Origin of the sequence: Micromonospora sp. NPDC049366 (assembly GCF_044466625.1) — a bacterium.
Lineage (GTDB): Bacteria > Actinomycetota > Actinomycetes > Mycobacteriales > Micromonosporaceae > Micromonospora.
This window is the reverse complement of sequence record NZ_JBITMV010000003.1, coordinates 152,227-170,822: the sequence shown is the minus strand read 5'-3', so window position 1 is coordinate 170,822 and position 18,596 is coordinate 152,227. Positions and strand designations below refer to the sequence as shown.

The window sequence follows — 18,596 nt, the reverse complement described above, 5'->3', positions numbered from 1 at the left end:
CACTACCCAACTCTCCCCAACTGAGCAGCAGCCGCAGTACCTACTAAACGATTGTCCTGGGACACCGCGCTCCACACGTCGTCACCCACGGCTCGCCCCCCATGCTGGGCGCGCATTGGGCCGCCCTCCCCTGATTCCTGGTCTGCTTGACCCTACGGAAATTTCCTCAACTGAAGCAATGGACGCGCCGCTGCAACTGCGCCACCATCCTCACTGTCTGCCGTCGACCCGCCCTCGTCGGGAGGGCCCACCGCTCAGCCCGCCACGTCAGGAGACCTTGACGCAAGTTCGGACGCTGACGGGTCAGTGGGTGATCTGCTCGGCTTGCCCGGGTCGATGGCAGGCGGGATGGCCTACCGCAACTGCCAACAGACCCGTGCCCCGTCGATAGAGCCCCGGCCATACTGGAGCCGGAGCGTTCCCTCCCGGAGGCGCTCAAACCGCGCAACGTCCCGACCGCTGTCAGCTCACCGACGCAGTCGGCGTGCGCTCCCCTGCGCCGCACGGGATCTTGGCCGCGGCTGTCGGCCGACCACACCGCGGTCAACGGCCTGGTCAGCGGCGGCGCTCCGTCCGGGGCTTCCTGCTCTCCGCGCCAGCCGCCGCGCATCAGGCGTGACGTCCGCAGAGCGACAGCGGCAGCGACCGATACGCGCCCAGGCGTCGGCGCGTGTGCGGCCCGTTGCAGGTTGCCTTGAGCCCGTGTCGAAATCTGGACTAGAGAGCGTTGCCGTGCTCCGCATAGGTGGCGTTGCTGCTGTTGCGCGCTGCGATCGCTGTGCGGAGCCTCCGAGTGAGTCGAGGCGGTCCGTGATGGTCCAGACCATCTGCTGCCACGTAGCGCCATTCGGTCAGCTCTCCGTCGGCGAAGCGGATGGCCCGTTCCTGCTCCGTGGTGAGAGATCCGGCATCGAAGATGAAAAGGAGCTTGTCTCCCTCGTGCTCTGCCGGCGCCCAGTCAACGACGAGCATGGGGCCTAGAGCAGTGGTTAGGCCCAATTCCTCCTCAATCTCGCGCATGCACGCCGTACGCGGTGACTCGCCGGGTTCGACGTAACCACCGGGGATGTCCCAGTGCGTCTTGTAGCTGGGGCGTACGAGGAGTACGCGGCCTTCGTTGTCAAAGAAGAGGGCGCCTGCGGCGACGCGCGGGGTTGCCATGGGTGGCATCTCGTTGGCCGTCACCAGGGCAGCCTAGATGGGCTGGGCTCAGTCGAGCACCTTGAGCCGCTGGGCCAGTCCGACCAGTTGAGCCGAGGGCTTGCCGCGCTGTCGGCGAATCCAGGTCAGGGCGAGTTGTCGGCTGAGAAAGTGGTGGCGGACCTGCTCGGGTGCCATCTGCTCGGCGTCGAGTAGCACGGCTTGGGCGGCGTCGAGTCGGTTCCACGAGCTGTAGGCGCGGGCGACTTCGAGGGCGTGGCGCACGCGGCGTTCCATCGGCAAACCGGCAGTGTCGACACGTGGCCCAAGGTCGATGGCGACTTGAAGATCGCCCAACTCGGCGGCAGTGGCGACGCGGTGGATGGCGACGTTGGTCGGGCCGAATGCGGTCCAGAGATGGTTGGCGTCCGCTCCGAGCTGACCGGCGGCCTGGTCGGCAGCGACGAGGAAGGCGCGGGTGGTGCCGGCGTCGTTGGACCGTGCGGCGGCCATCGAGCCGGACAGGAACAAGGTCCCGTAGACGGAGAGCAGCGCGGGCGTGGCGTGCTTCAGGTGGGGCTCCAGGTAGCCGGCGGCGTCCTCGGTGAGGCGTACTGCTTCGGCGTAGCGGCCGGTGGCGTGTAGGGCGTGGCCGACGGAGCGAAACAGTGAGCCGGTGATGAGCGGGTCGCCAGTGGGTCGGACGGCGGCCAAGCCGCGGTCGGCGGCGATCCAGGCGAGGTCGCTTTCCCCAAGCTTGGTGAGCTGGGTAGCTGCGAGCTGGTACGCCAGACCGAGCAGGCGGCGGGCCTGGTCCTGGTCGTCGCCGTCGTGGTGGTCGGCGGCGGCCTGGGCGCGGTGGAGCAGGTCGGGTAGGCGGCCGGTGACGTACCCGAATCGTGAGTCCTGGTAGGCGTTCCAGAGGGCGCCTACCTCCTTCTTGAGCACGGTGACGCTCGGCGGCTCCGCGTCCGGGCTGCCGCCGAACGGGCCGAGGGCGCGGTAGTTCATCAGGGCGGCGCGCAGGGCGGGCACGGTTTCGGTGCCGCTGTCGCCGGTCCAGTCGAGCAGTGAAGGTTCGCCGAGTAGGTCGCCGAGGGAGATGTCCAGGACTTCGGCGAGGGACTTGATGACGGAGAGCCGGTCCAGCTCGATCCGGTTGTTCTCGATCTTGCCCAGCCAGTCGGCGGTACGGCCGATCAGTCCGGCCAGGACTTCCTGGGACAGGCCGCGTCGCCTGCGGTACCAGGCGACGCGTTCGCCGATGGTCAGGGTGTTGGTTGTCCCGCGCACCGGTTCACTGTCTCCCCTCGGTCGGCTGCGACCCCGGAAGGATTTTCCGGGTTGCTGGGCGGTATGTGCCACAACCTGTCTGCATGACGGGGCTGAACGTATCGAGCAACTGCCAATCCTGCTCGGGCGCGGGCTGGAAGTACACCCTTGCCCGCACCGCCATCCGGGGAATGGCGCGCGGGACGGAGCGAACTCGTTCCCTGGCTCGGCGGTCCTGCCTGGACTGCGCGGGTTCCGGTCGCGCGGCGACCTGCTGAGGCTGGCCCGGGGTGGGTGCTGGCGTGGGACCGCGACCCGAACGACGACCCGTTAATGGCCCGCCCACCTCGGCGCTTCGCAAGCTGGCACCGCCCCGACCGGGCGTCCCGATGCCGGGCGACCTGGTGCTGATCGACGGTCGGGCGTCGGTGCAGTTCGGCGGCGACCGCGCGCTGTGGCTGCGGGTGACCTCGGTCTGCGACAAGCCGACGTACCACGGCTGGGTGTGGCTGACCGGCTACTCCATCAATCCGGTGACCGGAAAGGCGGTGGCGCGGCGGGAGGTCTTCGCGCAGATCGCCGGGCTTCAGATCCAGCGACGCACTACCGACAACGCGCCGCCTCGCAACGTGGCGCCGGTGATGAGGAGGCGCGGTGTTTGACGTTCGGGTACGACTCGGCGCGGTGCTGACGATCGATGCAGCCGATCGTCTCCTGCCGTCGGACGGGCCGGTGACGTTGTGGGTGACCGGGGTTCGACTGGTGGCCAACCGTCCGCCGCAGGATGAGTGGATCTGGGTCGAGGGATTCAGGCTCGGTCCGTCCGGCCGGCATGGTCGGCAGGCGCAGATCCTGGTACGCGCGAGCAAGCTCCCGCCGGATGGGGCGGACCGGTGAGCGTCTACCTGTCGAAGGCGGTGCGCGACCAGCTCCGGGCGGCACAGGCGCAGCTTGACCAGCACACTCCGTCGAGCGCGGACGGGCGCTGCGCCGCATGCGGCGAGGAGGGTCCGTGCTGGCAGCGTCGGGCAGCGTTGCGGGTGTTCGGCCGGTACGGTTGCCTGCCGCGCCGGTGGCCGGGCGCGACTCGTCCAGAGTCGCTGGGAGCGCCATCGTCGTGGTCGGGATGGTTGGCCACAGCGATCGGGCGTGTGACGCCGAACGGCTGACCTTGCTTGTCCTGTCATGCAAACAACTCATAAGCTGCTGAGATTCATGCAGCGCTCATAGGTGGGGTGGCCCGCGATGGCGTACGAGATTCCGACGCCGAAATACCTGCGCGTGTTGAACACGCTGCGGAAGCGCATCGAGGACGGCGACTACGCCCCCGGTGCGGCACTGCCGTCGGAGAACCAACTCTGTACGGAGTTCGGGGTGTCCCGCCCGACGGTGCTCAAGGCGCTGGGCATCCTCAAGCAGGATGGCTGGATCGAGTCGCAGCAGGGCAAGGGCAGCTTCGTACGCGGCCGACCAGCCTCCGGCCGTACCTCTCCTGACTACGCTCGCGACGCGGTCGAGTTGGACGAGACCGGGGAGACGGAGATCCTGCATGTCGGCCCAGTGCTCGCCTCACCGCGGATCGCGGCGGAGTTAAAGATCCCGGAGGGCACGCCGGTCTACGAACGGCGCCGCCGGACCGTCTCGGAGGCGGGGCCGGTGGACCTGGTCGCCACATTCGTGCCAGTGGACATCGCGGTCGGTACCGACATCACCAGGCCGGACCCAATCGCTGGCGGCCTGCTCGACCTCATCACCCGCCACAAGGGCCTACGACCCGACTACGCCACCGAGCGAATGACCGCCCGCCGGGTAAGCGACGTCGAGGCTGAGGCCTTGGAGGTGCCGGCCGACGAGTCGGTGATGAGCGTCGTCATCACCGTCCACCAGGCCTCCGGCAGCCCGATCATGACGTCGGTGCTGGTGATGCCAGGCAGCCGCCACGAGATCGAGGACACCTACGCTCTGTCCTGATTCGCCTGCGTCGACCTCGCTGGCGGCTCAGCGGCACATCTCGCCGGCAGTCCGCGTAACTCGCCCGTCTCTCCGATCGACGCACAGTTCGCTTGTCGTGCGGTCGATCCAGTAGGTCTGCCCGCGTCCGATGAGCACTGGCTGGTCCAGGTGGAACCATCGGCCAACGGTGTCCACCAGCAACAGGCGCTCGGCTGTCTCCCGCTGCGGCATCACGTCCTCCTCCTGCTGGTCCTGGCACCCCGGGGCCGGCTCTCCACATTGTGCAATCGGTTCGCCTTCGATCTTGCTTGTACTTACAAGCTGACGTAGCTTGTTAGCTCAACCGGTTGTAAGGAAGACAACTGGCGAGGCTAGGAGGCTGCCGAAGTGGTTCCGATGACGTTGAAGGTTCCCGTCCCGTCCGAGTACGTGTTCCCCGCTGGGGCGCTCTGCCTGGGTGTGTCGCCGCAGATCGACTTTGAGCGGCGTGGTGAGGCGGACAACCAGGCGCGGGACAAGGAGACCGGCGAGCGGGTCTGGGTGGTGCGGGTGATGGACCTGGACCCGGAGGCCGGCAAGTTCGGTCGGTCGACCGAGGTGAAGGTCAAGGTGGTCGCGCCGCAGCAGCCGGTGCCGCCGCCGTCGACGGTGCCGGGTTACCCGCCTGCGGTGGAGTTCGAGGGCCTGACCCTGACCCCGTACGTGGATTCGCAGCGGTGCAAGCCGGGCCGCTCGTCGGGTGACTGCCGCTCCCGGATGGCGTACTCGCTGCGGGCTACCGCGATCCGACCGGCGTCGGCCATGCCCGGTTCGGTGGCGGCCTGACCGGTCGCTGTTTGGCGCGCGGGGCGGGTCGTTTCCCCGCCAAGAGTCCCGGCCCGTCCCGCGCTCTCCCCATCCCTCACGTGTGAAGGAGGGCGTGATGCCCACCGTAGTTCCCCCTGCCCCGAACTGCTCTGAGGGCCGCTGCTCCTCGGGGCGGTGGTCCTGATGTCCCGCACCCACATGGTCGGCCTACGCCACGCCTACAGAGAGGCGGAGGCGGCCCTCCGGTCCGTGCTGCGGTTGCCGCCGGCTTCGGCGCGGGTGTGCGCGATCCGCTGCCCCCGCTGCCAGGAGTGGGTGAAGCCGCGTCGGTTCGACCTGCGGCGCATGTCGTGCCGCGCGTGCATTGCCACCCTGGGCCGTCCTGGCAGGGGTGATGACCTGTGCCTCTGATCAACATCATTCCGGGGGACAAGATCCCGGTGGCGCCGATGAACGTGCGCCTGCCGGCGTGGCGGGTTCCGGGTTGGCTGCTGGTGTTCTGGTGGCTGACCCGGGGTCTGTTCCGCCTCACGGTGCTGGCGGTGCGGTATTGGTGGCTCACCACCCCGACCGTGGCCGCCTTGTGGGTGCGGGCGGAGTACGGGGGCCTGGTCCTCGCCGGCATCGTTCTGGCCGTCGCCGCCGGTTGCGGGGCCTGGTGGCGGTGGCACCCGTCGTCGTGGCTGCGGTTCGGCTGGTACCCGCTCGTCAGCCGCGTCCGCGCCCTGGTGGTCTACCGGCGGCGGTGGGCGTCGGTGATGGCCACGTGTGGGCTGGCGACGGCGTTTGCTGGTGACCGGTACGTGCCGCAGTTGCTGCGGGTCCGCTGCGACCGCTACGGCGATGAGTTGACCGTCCGCCTGTTGCCCGGTCAGATCCCGGACGACTGGGGGCAGGCCGCGGAACGCCTCGCCTACGCCTTTCGCCTGCGCAGCGGCCAAGCCTGCTCCACCAACCGTCCTGACCGGGTAGTGATCCGGTTCCTACGTCGTGACCCTCTGGCCAGCACAGTGACGCCACTGCCGGCGGCTGAGGTGCCGGACTTCGGCGGGCTCACGCTCGGTGTGCGTGAGGACGGGCAGCCGTACCGGCTGCGGCTGACCGGCTCGCACGTGCTGATCGCGGGGGCCACGGGGTCGGGCAAGGGATCGGTGCTGTGGTCGCTCATCCGGTCCCTGGCCGGCGGTATCCGGTCGGGCCTGGTCGAGCTGTGGGCATTCGATCCCAAGGGCGGGATGGAGTTGGCGGCTGGGGTGCCGCTGTTCGCTCGGTTCTCCTACGACGATCCGGACGGCATGGCCGGTGTCCTGGAAGAGGCTGTGAAGCGGATGCGGCTTCGGGCGGCCCGCCTGCGTGGTGTCACCCGCCAGCACACGCCGACGCCGGATGAGCCGCTCATCGTCCTGGTGGTCGACGAACTGGCGGCGTTGACGGCGTACATCACGGATCGGAAGGTCCGTGACCGGATCAAGGAAGCCCTCGGCCTGCTGCTGTCCCAGGGGCGGGCGGTCGGGGTGCACGTGGTCGCCGCACTTCAGGACCCGCGTAAGGACGTGCTGCCGTTTCGGGACCTGTTTCCGACCCGTATCGGGCTGCGGCTGACCGAGCCGGAACAGGTGGACATGGTCCTCGGCGACTCCGCGCGCGACCGGGGAGCGCTGTGCGACCGGATCCCCGAATCCGCCCCGGGGATCGGGTTCGTGGTCCTCGACGGCGTCCGCGAACCGGTCCGCGTGCGGTTCGCCTACCTCGATGACGACAAAATCCGCGAGTTGGGCCGCGACTACCGGCGGCTCTGCGACGACACCGACGACGAACAGGAGGTGACCCGGTGAAGGCGACCGCTGACCGGGTGGAGGGCGTGGTCCTGGTGCTCATCGTCCTGACCGTGGGCGGGCTGGCCGGGGCGGCGTCGTTCACCCACGTGCACGACTGGACCATGGCCAACTCGCCCGCCGGTACCGGGGACTGGTTCGGGTGGGCCAACGCCGCCATCTCCGAACTGCTGCCCCTGGCGGCGCTGCTGACCATCCGGCGGCGCCGCCGCACCGGCGGGTCGATCGGGTACCCGATGTTCCTGCTCGTCTGCGCCGTCGCCCTGTCGCTGTCGGCGCAACTCGCCGTGGCCAAGCCGGGGGTATCCGGGTGGCTGCTGTCGGCCGTTCCCGCGTTGGCGTTCCTCGGCCTGTCCAAGCTCATCTTCTCGACCACCCCCGCCGCCCCGGCAGGGGTGCCCGTCGACAAGCAGGCAGACGCCGACGGCTGGGGCGACGTCCCGCCCGGCTACAACCCGGCCGCCGACCGACCGCCCTTCAACGCCGCCGACGAGGACCAGGCGGTGAACGTCGCCGTCGTCGACGAGGGCCAGGCGGTGAACGTCGCCGTGGAGGCCACCAACGAGCAGCCTCGCCCGGCGGCTCTCCGCCCGGGTCCGGTGGTGCCGATGGAGCGACGGCCCGGACTGGTGCCCGTACCGGCGGCGGCGTTCGCGCCCCGCAACGGCAGCGTCTTCGGCCGGGAGCGTGACCGGTGAGCCAACTTGAACTCGTCCCCACGACTCCCGTCGAGCAGCCCCGGCCAGGGTCGCGGGCAGACCGGATGCGCAAGCCCCTCGCCAAGGACGCGCTCAAGCAACTCGCCGAACAGAACGGCGTCTGCGTCCGGCCCCTGGCCCTGCGCCGTACCGACACTGCCACCGGCCTGACCGAGGTCGTGGAGGTGCCCTGCGGGGCAACCCTCGCCGTCAAGTGCAAGCCCTGCGCGGAGCGAGGCCGGCGGCTACGCATCCAACAGATCCGCGAAGGCTGGCACCTCGCCGACGAACCCGCCGTCCGCCCCGACCAGCCCGGGGAAGACGTCCTCGCCCTCGTCCGGGTCCGGGCACACCTGGAGTTCGAACGCGAAGCGCTGCACTACCAGCCGATGACCCCCGACGAGCGGGCCGCCCAACTGGCCGAAATCGACGCTGCCATCGCGGAGCTGGATGAAGCGCTCGCCGAAACCAGCCTGCGCGGCCACCTGACCTCGAAAGAGCGTGACGAGCGGCCCCGGCGCAAGCGGTCGACTCGGCGGCGGCAGGACTCCCCAGACCTACCCCGCCTGCCCGTCGACCCGCGCACCGTCGGCCGCGCCTACTCCGGCAAGGCAGGTAAAACCCACCGCCCGTCAATGCTCGTCACGCTCACCCTGGGCTCGCACGGGCCGGTCCACTCCCACCTACGGCGCGGCGCCTACGTCGCCCCGTGCGAGTGCGGCACCCGTCACGGCCAACACGATGACGTGCTCGGCACTCCGGTCGACCCGATCGCATACGACTACCGGCGCGCGGCCCTGGACGCGATCCACTTCGCGCGGGTCCTCGACCGGTGGTGGCAAAACGTCCGCCGCGCCGCCGGTTGGAACGTCCAATACGCGGGCGCGGTAGAGCTGCAACGGCGGCTCGCCCCGCACGCGCACTTCGCCATCCGCGGCACACTGCCTCGCCGGCTGCTCAAGCAGATCGCGGCAGCCACCTACCACCAGGTGTGGTGGCCACCCTTCGACGAACTGGCCTACCCGGTCGACAAGCCGCCGGTCTGGGACGTCGACCAGCAGGCGTACGTCGACCCGAAGACCCGCGAGCCGCTGCCCACCTGGGGCGAAGCCCTCGACGCCCTGGAAGAACCCGACAGCCGCCCCGCCTACGTCGCCCGCCTCGGCCGCATCGACGCCCGGGGCATCGAGCAGGGCACCAAAAACGCCGAACGCTCCATCCGCTACGTGACCAAGTACGTCACCAAGGACCTGACCGACCAGGCCAAGCCACGCTCCGACGCGCAGAAGGCACACTTCGACCGCCTCCACGCGGAACTCGCCGTCCTGCCGTGCTCGCCGACCTGCGCAAACTGGCTGCTGTACGGCGTCCAGCCCGACGGGGTCAAGGCCGGCTTGACCCCCGGACGGTGCACTGGGAAGGTCCACCAACGCTCCACCCTCGGCTTCACCGGCCGACGCGTCCTCGTCTCCCGCCAATGGTCCGGCAAAACCCTCGCCGACCACCGCGCCGACAACCGGTCCTGGGTCCGCGCCATCCTCGCCGGCGGCATGGCCGACACGCCGGAGCACGACCAGGCCGCCGACGACGCGGACGGCTCGAAGCGGTACCGGTTCGAACTCGCCCGGCCCGAAGACCCCGATGTGCCGCCACTGGAACACCGACTCTTGCGCGCGATATCCGCCCGCATCCGCTGGCGCGCGGACCTCGACACCGCGCGGATACGGACAGCCGCCGCTGTTTCGGCAACCGATCAACCCGCCGCGCTCGCGGCCTGAACCCCTGGGGAGGAAATCTTGTCCATCGTCGTGCCGTTCGCGCCTCGGCAGGCCGGGCCTCGTGCTGGCGAAGTCGCCCCCGACGACTGCCCGCCTCAGCCGGTCCGAGCCGTCTACACGGTCAAGGAAGTGGCCGCGATGCTGTCCCTGTCGGTCAGCTCGGCCTATGCGCTGGTCCGGGCGGGCCAGATCCCCGCCGAGCGGCTGGGGCGGCGCTGGGTGGTGCCGCGTAGCCGTTTCCACGCCTGGCTGGACGGTGCCCCCGGTCAGCTTTCGGCAACGGGTACCGACGCGCCGCGCGGGGGCTGGTGATCGTGGGCTTCGTGAGCAAGACGCCGGCCGGTACGTACCGGGCGAACTGGCGGGACTCGGCTGACCGGCAGAAGGCGAAGACGTTCCGCACCAAGAAGGAGGCGAACGCGTTCCTGGCCGAGGTGGAGGGCGCGCTCAACCGGGGCACGTACGTCGACCCGCACGCGGGGCGACTCCGGTTCGGCGAGTTCGTGACGCGGTGGCTCGCCGGGCGGTCGGTGGAGGCTCGGACAGCCGAGCGGACGGATTCCATGCTGCGGGCCCACCTGCTGCCGCAGTGGGCGGACTGGCCTTTGGCGAAGATCGACTACCTGGCGGTACAGGAGTGGGTGACCAACCTTGGCCGGACTCTGGCACCGTCGACGACAGCGAAACACCTCGGGATGCTGTCGATGATCATGCAGACGGCGATCCGGGCACGCCTGATCGCGGTGAACCCGTGCGAGGGGGTGCGGGTGCCGCGTAACCGGGCGCGGGAGGCTCGCGCCGGAACGATCAGCCGGAAGGCGTTCTTCGGCCGGCTGCTGCCCGCCGTGCCGGCCGAACACCGGGGCATCGTCTGCGCTGCCGCCGGGGCGGGACTGCGCTGGGGTGAGTGCGCGGGCCTGCCGTGGGAGGCAGTCGACCTCGACCGGGGGTTGCTGCACGTCGCCCAGGTGGCGGTGGAGACGCACGGCGGGATCGTGCTGCGGACGTACCCGAAGACTCGGGCCGGCGTGCGAACGGTGCCGATGCCGCCGTTCCTCGTCGACGAGCTGCGGCGGCGGCGCGGGGCCGCGGTGCCGGACGGGCGGGCGTTGGTCTTCGCTGACCGGGACGGCGGGCCGCAGCGGCGGTCGAACTTCCGGCGGCGGGTGTGGCTGCCGTCGTTGGTGCGGGCCGGGTTGCTCGGTCGGGTGGCCGAGGTGGCGCCGGGCCGGTGGGTGGCGTCGTGGCCGGACCGGGACGGCCGGGAGGATCGGGCGGAGTTCGCCGACGAGGCGGCGGCGGTGGCGCACGCGGCGGCCTCGGCGTTCGGCGGGCTGCGGTTCCACGACCTGCGGCACTCGTACATCACCTGGCTCGTGACGGACGGGGTGCCGGTCAACGTGGTGCGGCGGGTGGTGGGGCACGAGAAGGCGTCAACGACGCTCAATCGTTATACGCACACCCCGGACGACTACGCCGACCGGGTCCGGCTGACGTTCGCTGACGATTCGCTGACTTTCCGCCCGGCACCCCGGCCGACCGACCTCGGAGAAGTGCCTCTACCAGGTCGGGAGCGCTTCCGGGAAAGGGACGACCCCCGTCGGGGGGAGACGGGGGTCGTCGGGAGGTTCGGCTCCGGGGGGGTCGAGCCGAACCAACTCAGCGGTCACGGGGGGTGCAACCGCTGAGGGTCTGTCTGTTGTGCGAGATATGGATACTCGCCGTGCGGACAAGTCTGCCTGAGCGGACCTGTTACGTCGAGTGGTGTGCGCTCCACTCCCCGCGAATTGTTTTCGCAGAGTGTGACCCCGATCACTGTGAGCGGCGATGATCGGCTCGGCCAGCGGGTCTGGGGATCACCGGACCCCGGGCACCCGCCGACCATAGACCATCCGACTAGACTTTCGCGCCGTGGGCCGAGGTGCCGCTTTCTTCGATCTGGACAAGACCGTCATCGCCAAGTCGAGCGCGTTGGCGTTCGGTCGGCCGTTCTACCGGGACGGGCTGATCACACGGCGTGACGTGGTCAAGTCGGCGTACGCGCAGCTGATGTTCCGGCTGGGCGGCACCGACGAGCAGACCATGGCGCGTACGAGGGACTACTTGGCCACATTGTGCAAGGGCTGGCAGGTCGAGCAGGTCCGTCAGATCGTCGCGGAGACACTCCACGAGCTGATCAACCCGTACGTCTATGCCGAGGCGGCCGCCCTCATCGAGGAGCACCGGGCCGCCGGCCGGGACGTGGTGCTGGTGTCCGCGTCCGGCGAGGAGATGGTCCGGCCCATCGGCGAGCTGCTCGGCATCACCGACGTGATCGCCACCCGGATGGCGGTCAAGGACGGCCGCTACAGCGGCGAGGTGGAGTTCTACGCGGCCGGCCCGAGCAAGGTCGACGCGGTCCGGGAACTCGCCGAGGAGCGCGGCTACGACCTCGACGAGTCGTACGCCTACTCCGACTCGTACAGCGACCGGCCGCTGCTGGAGTGCGTCGGTCACCCGACCGCGGTGAACCCGGACCGGCAGCTGCGCAAACTTGCGGTGGAGAACGCCTGGCCGGTGCTCGAGTTCCGGCACCCGATCCCGCTGGGCCGCCGCCTGCGAGAGCGGCCGGCCGTTCCGGTGGCCGCCGCCGCGGCGGCGGTGGGCGTCGGGGTCGCGATCGGCATCGCCTGGTACGGCCGGCACCGCCGAACCCGAGCAACCTCCGCGACCGCCTGACCCGGTACCCCACCGGAACCGGTCGAGACCCCAACTTCTCGGATGTTGTTGCCTCCGCGCCCATCGGAGGCAACAACATCCCGGAAACTGCGCGGATCTTGAGGCCGGGCGGTCCGGGCGGGCCGGGCGGTCCGGGCGGGCCGGGCGGCCCCCGCAGGCGCGACGGGCGCGGCAAGTCCCCGCGCGACGCGGCGGGCGGGGCAGGCGCGGCGCGCGGTCAGGAGGCGGCGAGGACCTCGTCGCCGATCAGGGTGAGCTGGTCGGCTGCCACCTCCACCGCCGTCATGTAGTGCCGCAGCCAGGAGCGCAGCCCGTCGGGGGTGCCGGTGGCGAAGGCACCGGCCGAGCCGACGTACTCGGGTTCGCGTTCGTGGTGTCCGACGTCGACCGCCAGCAGGCCACGCGGGTCGGTGCCGCTGGCGAGCAGCACCAGTCGCGCCGCACCCCGGGCGACGACGCCGGACGGCCCGGCGAACGGCCGCAGCGCCAGCAACTCGCCGTGGACCACGGCCGCGAGCACCAGCGGGGAGACCTTCGTGCCGCCGGTCACCAGGTTGGCGAGGCCGTCGAGCCGGGCGCCGACGAGCGGGTCGGTGACGGGCCGGCCGAGCTCCGGTTCGGGTACGACGTCCCGGGCGGCGAGCACGTGCAGCCGGGCGAGCGCCTGCCGGGGCGCCTTCGGCCAGAGCTCGGTCAGCGTGGGCAGCGACCCGGCCACCCGCAGCGCGCCCTGGAGCACCGGGTCGGTGACCGTGCCGGCGCGGACGGCCTCGCGCTCGTGGGCGTACCCCTCCAGGGCGGCGCTGGCCACCGCGGACCGCAGGCTGACCTCGGCGGCGACCTGGCCGCCGTGCCGGCGGAGGGCGCGGTGCCGCAACGCCTGGTCGAACCGCTCGCGGGCACGCTCGACGGCGGGCGCGACGTCGGTGAGCGCGAGCAGCGGCGCGAGCGGGTCGGTGGTCATTGCGCCACCGTAGCGACCCGACGGGTGGACGCACCGGCCAGCCGTGCGGATGGCGACTGACGCCACCGCCGCCGCCCGGGGCCCTCGGGGCACGGGCCGGCACGAACCCCCTCACCCCGGAACGCCCCGGCCGGCACCGCCGTCGGGTCGGCCACCGTCGACGGCGCGACGGCCGCGGCGCACCGGGTAGCCGAGGGGGTACGCGTGCAGCTTGGCGCGCGCGGCCGTCCGCTCGGCGCGGTGGAAGCGGGCGGCGGTCGCCCGACCTGGCCGGCGAGGCTAACCTCTCCCCCAGACGAGACGCAGGTCACCACCCCGAGCGACGAGGAGTCACGGATGAGCGAGGCATTGGCCAATCTGCTGAACGAGACGCGCCAGTTCCCGCCGCCGGCCCAGCTCGCCGCCGAGGCCAACGTCAAGGCCGACGCCTACGACGAGGCGGCGGCCGACCGGCTGGCGTTCTGGGAGCGGCAGGCCGGGCGGTTGGCCTGGTCGAGGCAGTGGGACGAGGTGCTGGACTGGTCGAACCCGCCGTTCGCGAAGTGGTTCGTCGGCGGCGAGCTCAACGTGGCGTACAACTGCCTGGACCGGCACGTGGAGGCCGGTCGGGGCGACAAGGTGGCGATCCACTGGGAGGGCGAGCCCGGTGACACGCGCACCCTCACGTACGCCGACCTGCACCGGCTCACCTGCCAGGCGGCGAACGCGCTGACCGACCTGGGCGTCACCGCGGGCGACCGGGTGGCCATCTACCTGCCGATGATCCCGGAGGCCGCGGTCGCGATGCTGGCCTGCGCGCGGATCGGCGCCACGCACAGCGTGGTGTTCGGTGGCTTCTCGGCCGACGCGTTGACCAACCGGATCCAGGACGCCACCGCCAAGGTGGTCATCACGGCGGACGGCGGCTTCCGGCGGGGCAAGCCGTCGGCGCTGAAGCCGACCGTGGACGAGGCCGTGGCGAAGTGCCCGTCGGTGGAGCACGTGCTGGTGGTCCGCCGCACCGGCGAGGACGTCGCGTGGTCGGAGAAGGACCACTGGTGGCACGAGACGGTGGAGACGGCCGCGGCGGAGCACACCGCGCAGCCGTTCGACGCCGAGCATCCGCTCTTCATCCTCTACACGAGCGGCACGACGGCCCGCCCGAAGGGCATCCTGCACACCACCGGCGGCTACCTGACGCAGGCGTCGTACACCACGCACGCGGTCTTCGACCTGAAGCCGGAGACGGACGTCTACTGGTGCACCGCCGACATCGGCTGGGTGACCGGGCACTCCTACATCGTGTACGGCCCGCTCTCCAACAGCGCCACCCAGGTCATGTACGAGGGCACCCCGGACACCCCGCACAAGGGCCGCTTCTGGGAGATCGTCGACAAGTACCAGGTGAGCATCCTCTACACGGCCCCGACGCTCATCCGCACGATGATGAAGTGGGGCGAGGACATCCCGGCCGGGTTCGATCTGTCCTCGCTGCGACTCCTCGGCAGCGTCGGCGAGCCGATCAACCCGGAGGCGTGGATGTGGTACCGGCAGCACGTCGGCCGGGGCGAGCTGCCCGTGGTGGACACGTGGTGGCAGACCGAGACCGGCGCCATCATGATCTCCCCGCTGCCCGGCGTGACCGCGGCCAAGCCGGGCAGCGCGATGACCCCGCTGCCGGGCATCGTCGCCGACGTGGTGGACGACCAGGGCCAGGCGGTGCCCAACGGCGGGGGCGGCTACCTGGTGCTCAAGGAGCCGTGGCCGTCGATGCTGCGCACGATCTGGGGCGACGACAACCGGTTCCTCGAGACCTACTGGTCGCGGTTCGGGGCCGGCGCCAACTCCGGCGATGAGTGGGTCTACTTCGCCGGTGACGGGGCGAAGAAGGACGACGACGGGCACATCTGGCTGCTGGGCCGGGTGGACGACGTGATGCTGGTGTCCGGCCACAACATCTCGACCACCGAGGTGGAGTCGGCGCTGGTGTCCCACCCGTCGGTGGCCGAGGCGGCGGTGGTCGGCGCGACCGACCCGACCACCGGTCAGGCGATCGTCGCGTTCGCCATCCCGCGCGGCAGCGCGGAGACCACCGGCGAGGCGGGCGAGCAGCTCATCGCGGACCTGCGCAACCACGTGGCGAAGACGCTCGGCCCGATCGCCAAGCCCCGGCAGATCATGCTGGTGCCGGAGCTGCCGAAGACCCGCTCCGGCAAGATCATGCGGCGGCTGCTGCGGGACGTGGCCGAGAACCGTTCGCTCGGTGACGTCACGACGCTCCAGGACTCGTCGGTGATGGAGCTGATCTCCGCCGGCATGAGTGGCGGCAAGTCCGACGAGGACTGACGGCTCGCGTACACAAGGGAGGGTGGCGGTCCGACGGGCCGCCACCCTCCGTCACGTATGACGCATCGACACTCATAGAGACGCTCGCTGTCATATCGGTCGGTCGGTGGAATCGAAGGCGGCTGAACGGACAAGGCGGCCCTGGACCCCTGTCGCTGCGGGTCGGTCGTGATTTAGGTTCACGCAGGCCGGGCCGGTTCGAAGGGCATCACTTCGAGGACCGCCGGTCGCCAACTCCTCCGCCATGCCCGAGAAATGGAGCGGCATGAACAGATTATCCAGGGCCGGGAAGCGTCGACGCCTACTCGTCGCGCTGCCCGCCGTCGCCCTCGCGGCTACGTCACTGACCGTGGCGAGCAGCGCGTCGGCCGAGACCTCCGCCGCTCCGCGCGCGGTGATCGGGGCCGACGAGTACTACATCAACTACGCCGAGCCCGAGGTCCAACCGGACTCGCACGGCCGCGAGGTCAAGGGCAAGGACGGCGTCTACACCACGCCGGCCGACGAGGCACGGGCGTTCGACCGCAAGTACGCGCGTGGCAACCCGGTGACCGCCAAGCAGCTGGCCAAGATCGAGGCGAAGTCGATCCGGACCAAGTTGAACCCGCGCAAGATCAAGCAGGCGCCGAGCACGCAGACCGCGAAGCTGCTGACCCTGCTGGTCGAGTTCAACGACCAGGCCAACGACGACTTCACCAACGTCATGGTGCCGCGCACGGTCTTCGACGACCGCACCTGTGTCCCCGGCACGGTGCAGAACGGGCCGAAGCACAACAACATCCCGAACCCGGCCACCCTCGGGTACGAGGACAACAACTCGATGTGGGTGCCGGACTTCTCGCCCACCCACTACGACAAGATGCTCTACACCAAGACGGGCATCACCGAGCGGGTGCGCAAGGACCTGAAGGGTCCGGACGGCAAGAAGGGCATCGACCTCTCCGGCCGCACCATGCACAACATGTACCTGGAGATGTCCAAGGGCGCCTACACCGTCGACGGGCAGGCCAGCCCGTGGATCACGGTGCCGCACTCGGAGGCCTGGTACGGGGCGAACCGCTGCTTCCAGGACGAGAACGGCAACTGGGTCGCCGGTCGTCAGCAGTCGATGAACGGCCACCCGGACAACCCGGCCGGCGCGGGCCGCCTCGCCACCGACGCGATCAGCACGCTGGCCGCCACCAACCCGAACTTCCCCTGGGCCGACTACGACATCGAGGACCAGGGCGACCGGGACGGCGACGGCAACTTCTTCGAGCCGGACGGTGTGATCGACCACCTGGTGCTGGTGCACGCCGGCAAGGGCAAGTCCAGCGGTGGCGGCGCGCAGGGCCCGTACGCCATCTGGGCCCACTCCTCCTCGGTGGTGGGTGGCTACACGATCCCGGGCACCAACCTCCAGGTGTCGAACTACATCGTGCAGCCGGAGGACGCCGGCGTCGGCGTCTTCGCCCACGAGTTCGGCCACGACCTCGGTCTGCCGGACCTCTACGACACCTCCGGCAACGCCGACTCGGACGTCGACTTCTGGGACCTGATGGCCTCGGGCTCGCACTCCGGTGAGATCTTCCAGGCGCTGCCGACCCACATGGGCATCTGGGACAAGTGGGTGCTCGGCTGGGCCGACCCGCTGACCATCGCGCCGGGCACCCGCCCGCGTGACGTCGAGCTCGGCCAGACCTCGCGCACCCCGGTCCGCACCGAGGACGGCATCAAGGTCGACCTGCCCGACAAGGTCACCACGCTGGCCACGCCGCACAGCGGCGCGAACATGTGGCACAGCGGCAACGACCAGGACTGGGCCGACGTCAAGCTGAGCCGCTCCGTGGCGGTGCCGGCGGCGGCGGACGCCAAGTTCTGGATGTGGAACAACTACGTCATCGAGGCCGACTGGGACTACGGCTTCGTCGAGATCTCGACCGACGGCGGGACCACCTGGTCCGAGCAGAAGGTCTACGACGAGGCCGGCAACGTGGTCACCACGCCGGACAACTACCCGGACCCGAACGGCCGGATGAACGACTTCGGCGGCAAGAAGTACGGTCTGACCGGTAGCACCAACGGCTGGCGGCACGACTACGTCGACCTGTCGGCGTACGCCGGGACGACGATCCAGCTGCGGCTGCGTCAGGCCACCGACGAGGCGTTCGTCGAGCGTGGCTGGTTCGCCGACGACTTCTCGGTCACCGGCGGCGGCGCCACCACCTGGAGCGACGACGTCGAGGGCGGCGCCAACGGCTGGACCGCCACCACCGGCACCTGGGTCGACACCACGGGCGCGGGTTGGAAGATCGACGGCGGCACCCGGACCAGCGCGCACTACTACCTGGCCGAGTGGCGCAACTTCGACGGCTTCGACGAGGGCCTGAAGTACACCTACGACACGGTGTACTCGCGTGACGCCTGGAAGGTCGACCGGATCTCGTACAACGCGCCGGGCATGCTGGTGTGGTACCGGGACACCGAGCTGGGCGACGTCAACCACGTGACCGGTCAGCTGACCGCGCTGCCGAGCTACGGCGCGAAGGGCGGGTTGCTCATCGTCGACTCGCACTTCGACCCGCTGCGGCGCACGGGCACGGCGGCGGTGAAGGACCCGTCGGTGACGGACAACCTGCCGAGCCGTCCGCAGTCGTCGAACGCGGCGTTCTCGCTGAACAAGACGTACCCGTTCCAGGAGTGCCTGGAGGCGGCGGGCGAGCCGTACAGCTCGTACTGCACCCAGTTCAAGGCGCAGCCGGGCGTGAAGTCGTTCACCGACGCCCAGGGCTGGTACCCGGGCATCGAGATCCGGGACGGCGCCGCGTACGCCCGGGACAGCGACGCCTCCGTGGTGCTGCCGTCGCGGAACAACACGCCGTACACCACCCGGGTGACCAACCCGGACGGCACTCCGGCGCCGGAGTTCTACGGGGTGACGCTGGGCGGCGGTGCGATCGTGCTGGGCACCGGTAACCCCGGTGACCTGGGCGTCAACTTCGGCGTCTCGCTCACGATCAAGAAGGCCAAGAAGGACAACACCTCCGCCACGATCCACGTGACGCCGGCGAGGAACTGATCCGGACCCGTCACCACGGCGGGATGGTCGAGGGGCGGCCCGTCCGAA

16 protein-coding genes are annotated in these 18,596 nt (G+C 70.3%); 12 read left to right on the top strand and 4 right to left on the bottom strand.

Translation table 11 applies throughout. From position 1 onward, the window contains the following. Positions 1–717 precede the first annotated feature (717 nt). Entirely contained in the window at positions 718–1,185 is a 468-nt protein-coding gene (locus ACIBTV_RS06800; RefSeq protein WP_396703048.1) for an NUDIX domain-containing protein, read from the bottom strand. 24 nt (positions 1,186–1,209) lie between these two features. After that, the gene (locus ACIBTV_RS06795) at positions 1,210–2,433 is read right to left on the bottom strand and encodes a helix-turn-helix domain-containing protein (protein WP_396703047.1); all 1,224 of its coding nucleotides are present in this window, start codon (positions 2,431–2,433) and stop codon (positions 1,210–1,212) included. Positions 2,434–2,801: 368 nt separating this feature from the next. Here ACIBTV_RS06795 and ACIBTV_RS06790 point away from each other — a divergent pair, with 368 nt between their 5' ends. The 3 genes from ACIBTV_RS06790 to ACIBTV_RS06780 all read left to right on the top strand — a co-directional run bounded on the left by ACIBTV_RS06790 (position 2,802) and on the right by ACIBTV_RS06780 (position 4,383). Beyond that, a complete protein-coding gene (locus ACIBTV_RS06790; RefSeq protein WP_396703046.1) occupies positions 2,802–3,074 on the top strand; it encodes a hypothetical protein in 273 nt (90 codons plus the stop codon). Between the two features lie 22 nt (positions 3,075–3,096). After that, entirely contained in the window at positions 3,097–3,309 is a 213-nt protein-coding gene (locus ACIBTV_RS06785) for a hypothetical protein (RefSeq protein ID WP_396703045.1), read from the top strand. A gap of 348 nt (positions 3,310–3,657) precedes the next feature. Further along, on the top strand, positions 3,658–4,383 hold the full coding sequence (locus ACIBTV_RS06780; protein ID WP_396703044.1) for a GntR family transcriptional regulator: 726 nt from the start codon (positions 3,658–3,660) through the stop codon (positions 4,381–4,383). Between the two features lie 27 nt (positions 4,384–4,410). Here ACIBTV_RS06780 and ACIBTV_RS06775 read toward each other — a convergent pair whose 3' ends face one another. Beyond that, entirely contained in the window at positions 4,411–4,596 is a 186-nt protein-coding gene (locus ACIBTV_RS06775) for a hypothetical protein (RefSeq protein WP_396703043.1), read from the bottom strand. Between the two features lie 165 nt (positions 4,597–4,761). Here ACIBTV_RS06775 and ACIBTV_RS06770 point away from each other — a divergent pair, with 165 nt between their 5' ends. From ACIBTV_RS06770 to ACIBTV_RS06740, 7 genes are all read left to right on the top strand, one after another. Continuing rightward, positions 4,762–5,190: a hypothetical protein gene (locus ACIBTV_RS06770; protein WP_396703041.1), complete on the top strand. Its 429-nt coding sequence runs from the start codon at positions 4,762–4,764 to the stop codon at positions 5,188–5,190. A gap of 383 nt (positions 5,191–5,573) precedes the next feature. After that, entirely contained in the window at positions 5,574–7,007 is a 1,434-nt protein-coding gene (locus tag ACIBTV_RS06765; protein WP_396703040.1) for an FtsK/SpoIIIE domain-containing protein, read from the top strand. After that, on the top strand, positions 7,004–7,705 hold the full coding sequence (locus tag ACIBTV_RS06760; protein ID WP_396703039.1) for a DUF2637 domain-containing protein: 702 nt from the start codon (positions 7,004–7,006) through the stop codon (positions 7,703–7,705). Before ACIBTV_RS06765 ends, ACIBTV_RS06760 begins: the two co-directional genes overlap by 4 nt. A 65-nt stretch (positions 7,706–7,770) precedes the next feature. Continuing rightward, on the top strand, positions 7,771–9,483 hold the full coding sequence (locus tag ACIBTV_RS06755) for a replication initiator (RefSeq protein WP_396703038.1): 1,713 nt from the start codon (positions 7,771–7,773) through the stop codon (positions 9,481–9,483). 18 nt (positions 9,484–9,501) lie between these two features. Then, positions 9,502–9,795, top strand: a complete 294-nt coding sequence (locus tag ACIBTV_RS06750) for a helix-turn-helix domain-containing protein (protein WP_396703037.1) — start codon at positions 9,502–9,504, stop codon at positions 9,793–9,795. 11 nt (positions 9,796–9,806) lie between these two features. Further along, entirely contained in the window at positions 9,807–11,171 is a 1,365-nt protein-coding gene (locus ACIBTV_RS06745) for a tyrosine-type recombinase/integrase (RefSeq protein ID WP_396703036.1), read from the top strand. A 223-nt stretch (positions 11,172–11,394) separates the two neighbouring features. Next, the gene (locus ACIBTV_RS06740) at positions 11,395–12,201 is read left to right on the top strand and encodes an HAD family hydrolase (RefSeq protein ID WP_396703035.1); all 807 of its coding nucleotides are present in this window, start codon (positions 11,395–11,397) and stop codon (positions 12,199–12,201) included. 217 nt (positions 12,202–12,418) lie between these two features. Here the strand turns inward: ACIBTV_RS06740 and ACIBTV_RS06735 are convergent, their stop codons facing one another. Continuing rightward, complete coding sequence (locus ACIBTV_RS06735; RefSeq protein ID WP_396703034.1) at positions 12,419–13,165, bottom strand: oxidoreductase; 747 nt, start codon at positions 13,163–13,165, stop codon at positions 12,419–12,421. 336 nt (positions 13,166–13,501) lie between these two features. On the opposite strand from ACIBTV_RS06735, the gene acs reads away from it, so the two are divergent. Beyond that, positions 13,502–15,490 (top strand): acetate--CoA ligase, encoded by a 1,989-nt coding sequence (gene acs, locus ACIBTV_RS06730; protein WP_396703033.1) that lies wholly within the window; start codon positions 13,502–13,504, stop codon positions 15,488–15,490. A 265-nt stretch (positions 15,491–15,755) separates the two neighbouring features. Continuing rightward, on the top strand, positions 15,756–18,548 hold the full coding sequence (locus tag ACIBTV_RS06725) for an immune inhibitor A domain-containing protein (RefSeq protein ID WP_396703032.1): 2,793 nt from the start codon (positions 15,756–15,758) through the stop codon (positions 18,546–18,548). The last annotated feature ends 48 nt before the right edge of the window (positions 18,549–18,596 follow it).

What these genes read in the sequence shown, in the direction of transcription:
- ACIBTV_RS06790 (WP_396703046.1), top strand. Translation starts at nt 2,802, where the DNA reads ATGCCGGGCGACCTGGTGCTGATCGACGGTCGGGCGTCGGTGCAGTTC.
- ACIBTV_RS06780 (WP_396703044.1), top strand. Translation starts at nt 3,658, where the DNA reads ATGGCGTACGAGATTCCGACGCCGAAATACCTGCGCGTGTTGAACACG.
- ACIBTV_RS06775 (WP_396703043.1), bottom strand. Translation starts at nt 4,596, where the DNA reads ATGCCGCAGCGGGAGACAGCCGAGCGCCTGTTGCTGGTGGACACCGTT.
- ACIBTV_RS06770 (WP_396703041.1), top strand. Translation starts at nt 4,762, where the DNA reads ATGACGTTGAAGGTTCCCGTCCCGTCCGAGTACGTGTTCCCCGCTGGG.
- ACIBTV_RS06755 (WP_396703038.1), top strand. Translation starts at nt 7,771, where the DNA reads ATGCGCAAGCCCCTCGCCAAGGACGCGCTCAAGCAACTCGCCGAACAG.
- ACIBTV_RS06735 (WP_396703034.1), bottom strand. Translation starts at nt 13,165, where the DNA reads ATGACCACCGACCCGCTCGCGCCGCTGCTCGCGCTCACCGACGTCGCG.
- acs (WP_396703033.1), top strand. Translation starts at nt 13,502, where the DNA reads ATGAGCGAGGCATTGGCCAATCTGCTGAACGAGACGCGCCAGTTCCCG.
- ACIBTV_RS06725 (WP_396703032.1), top strand. Translation starts at nt 15,756, where the DNA reads ATGAACAGATTATCCAGGGCCGGGAAGCGTCGACGCCTACTCGTCGCG.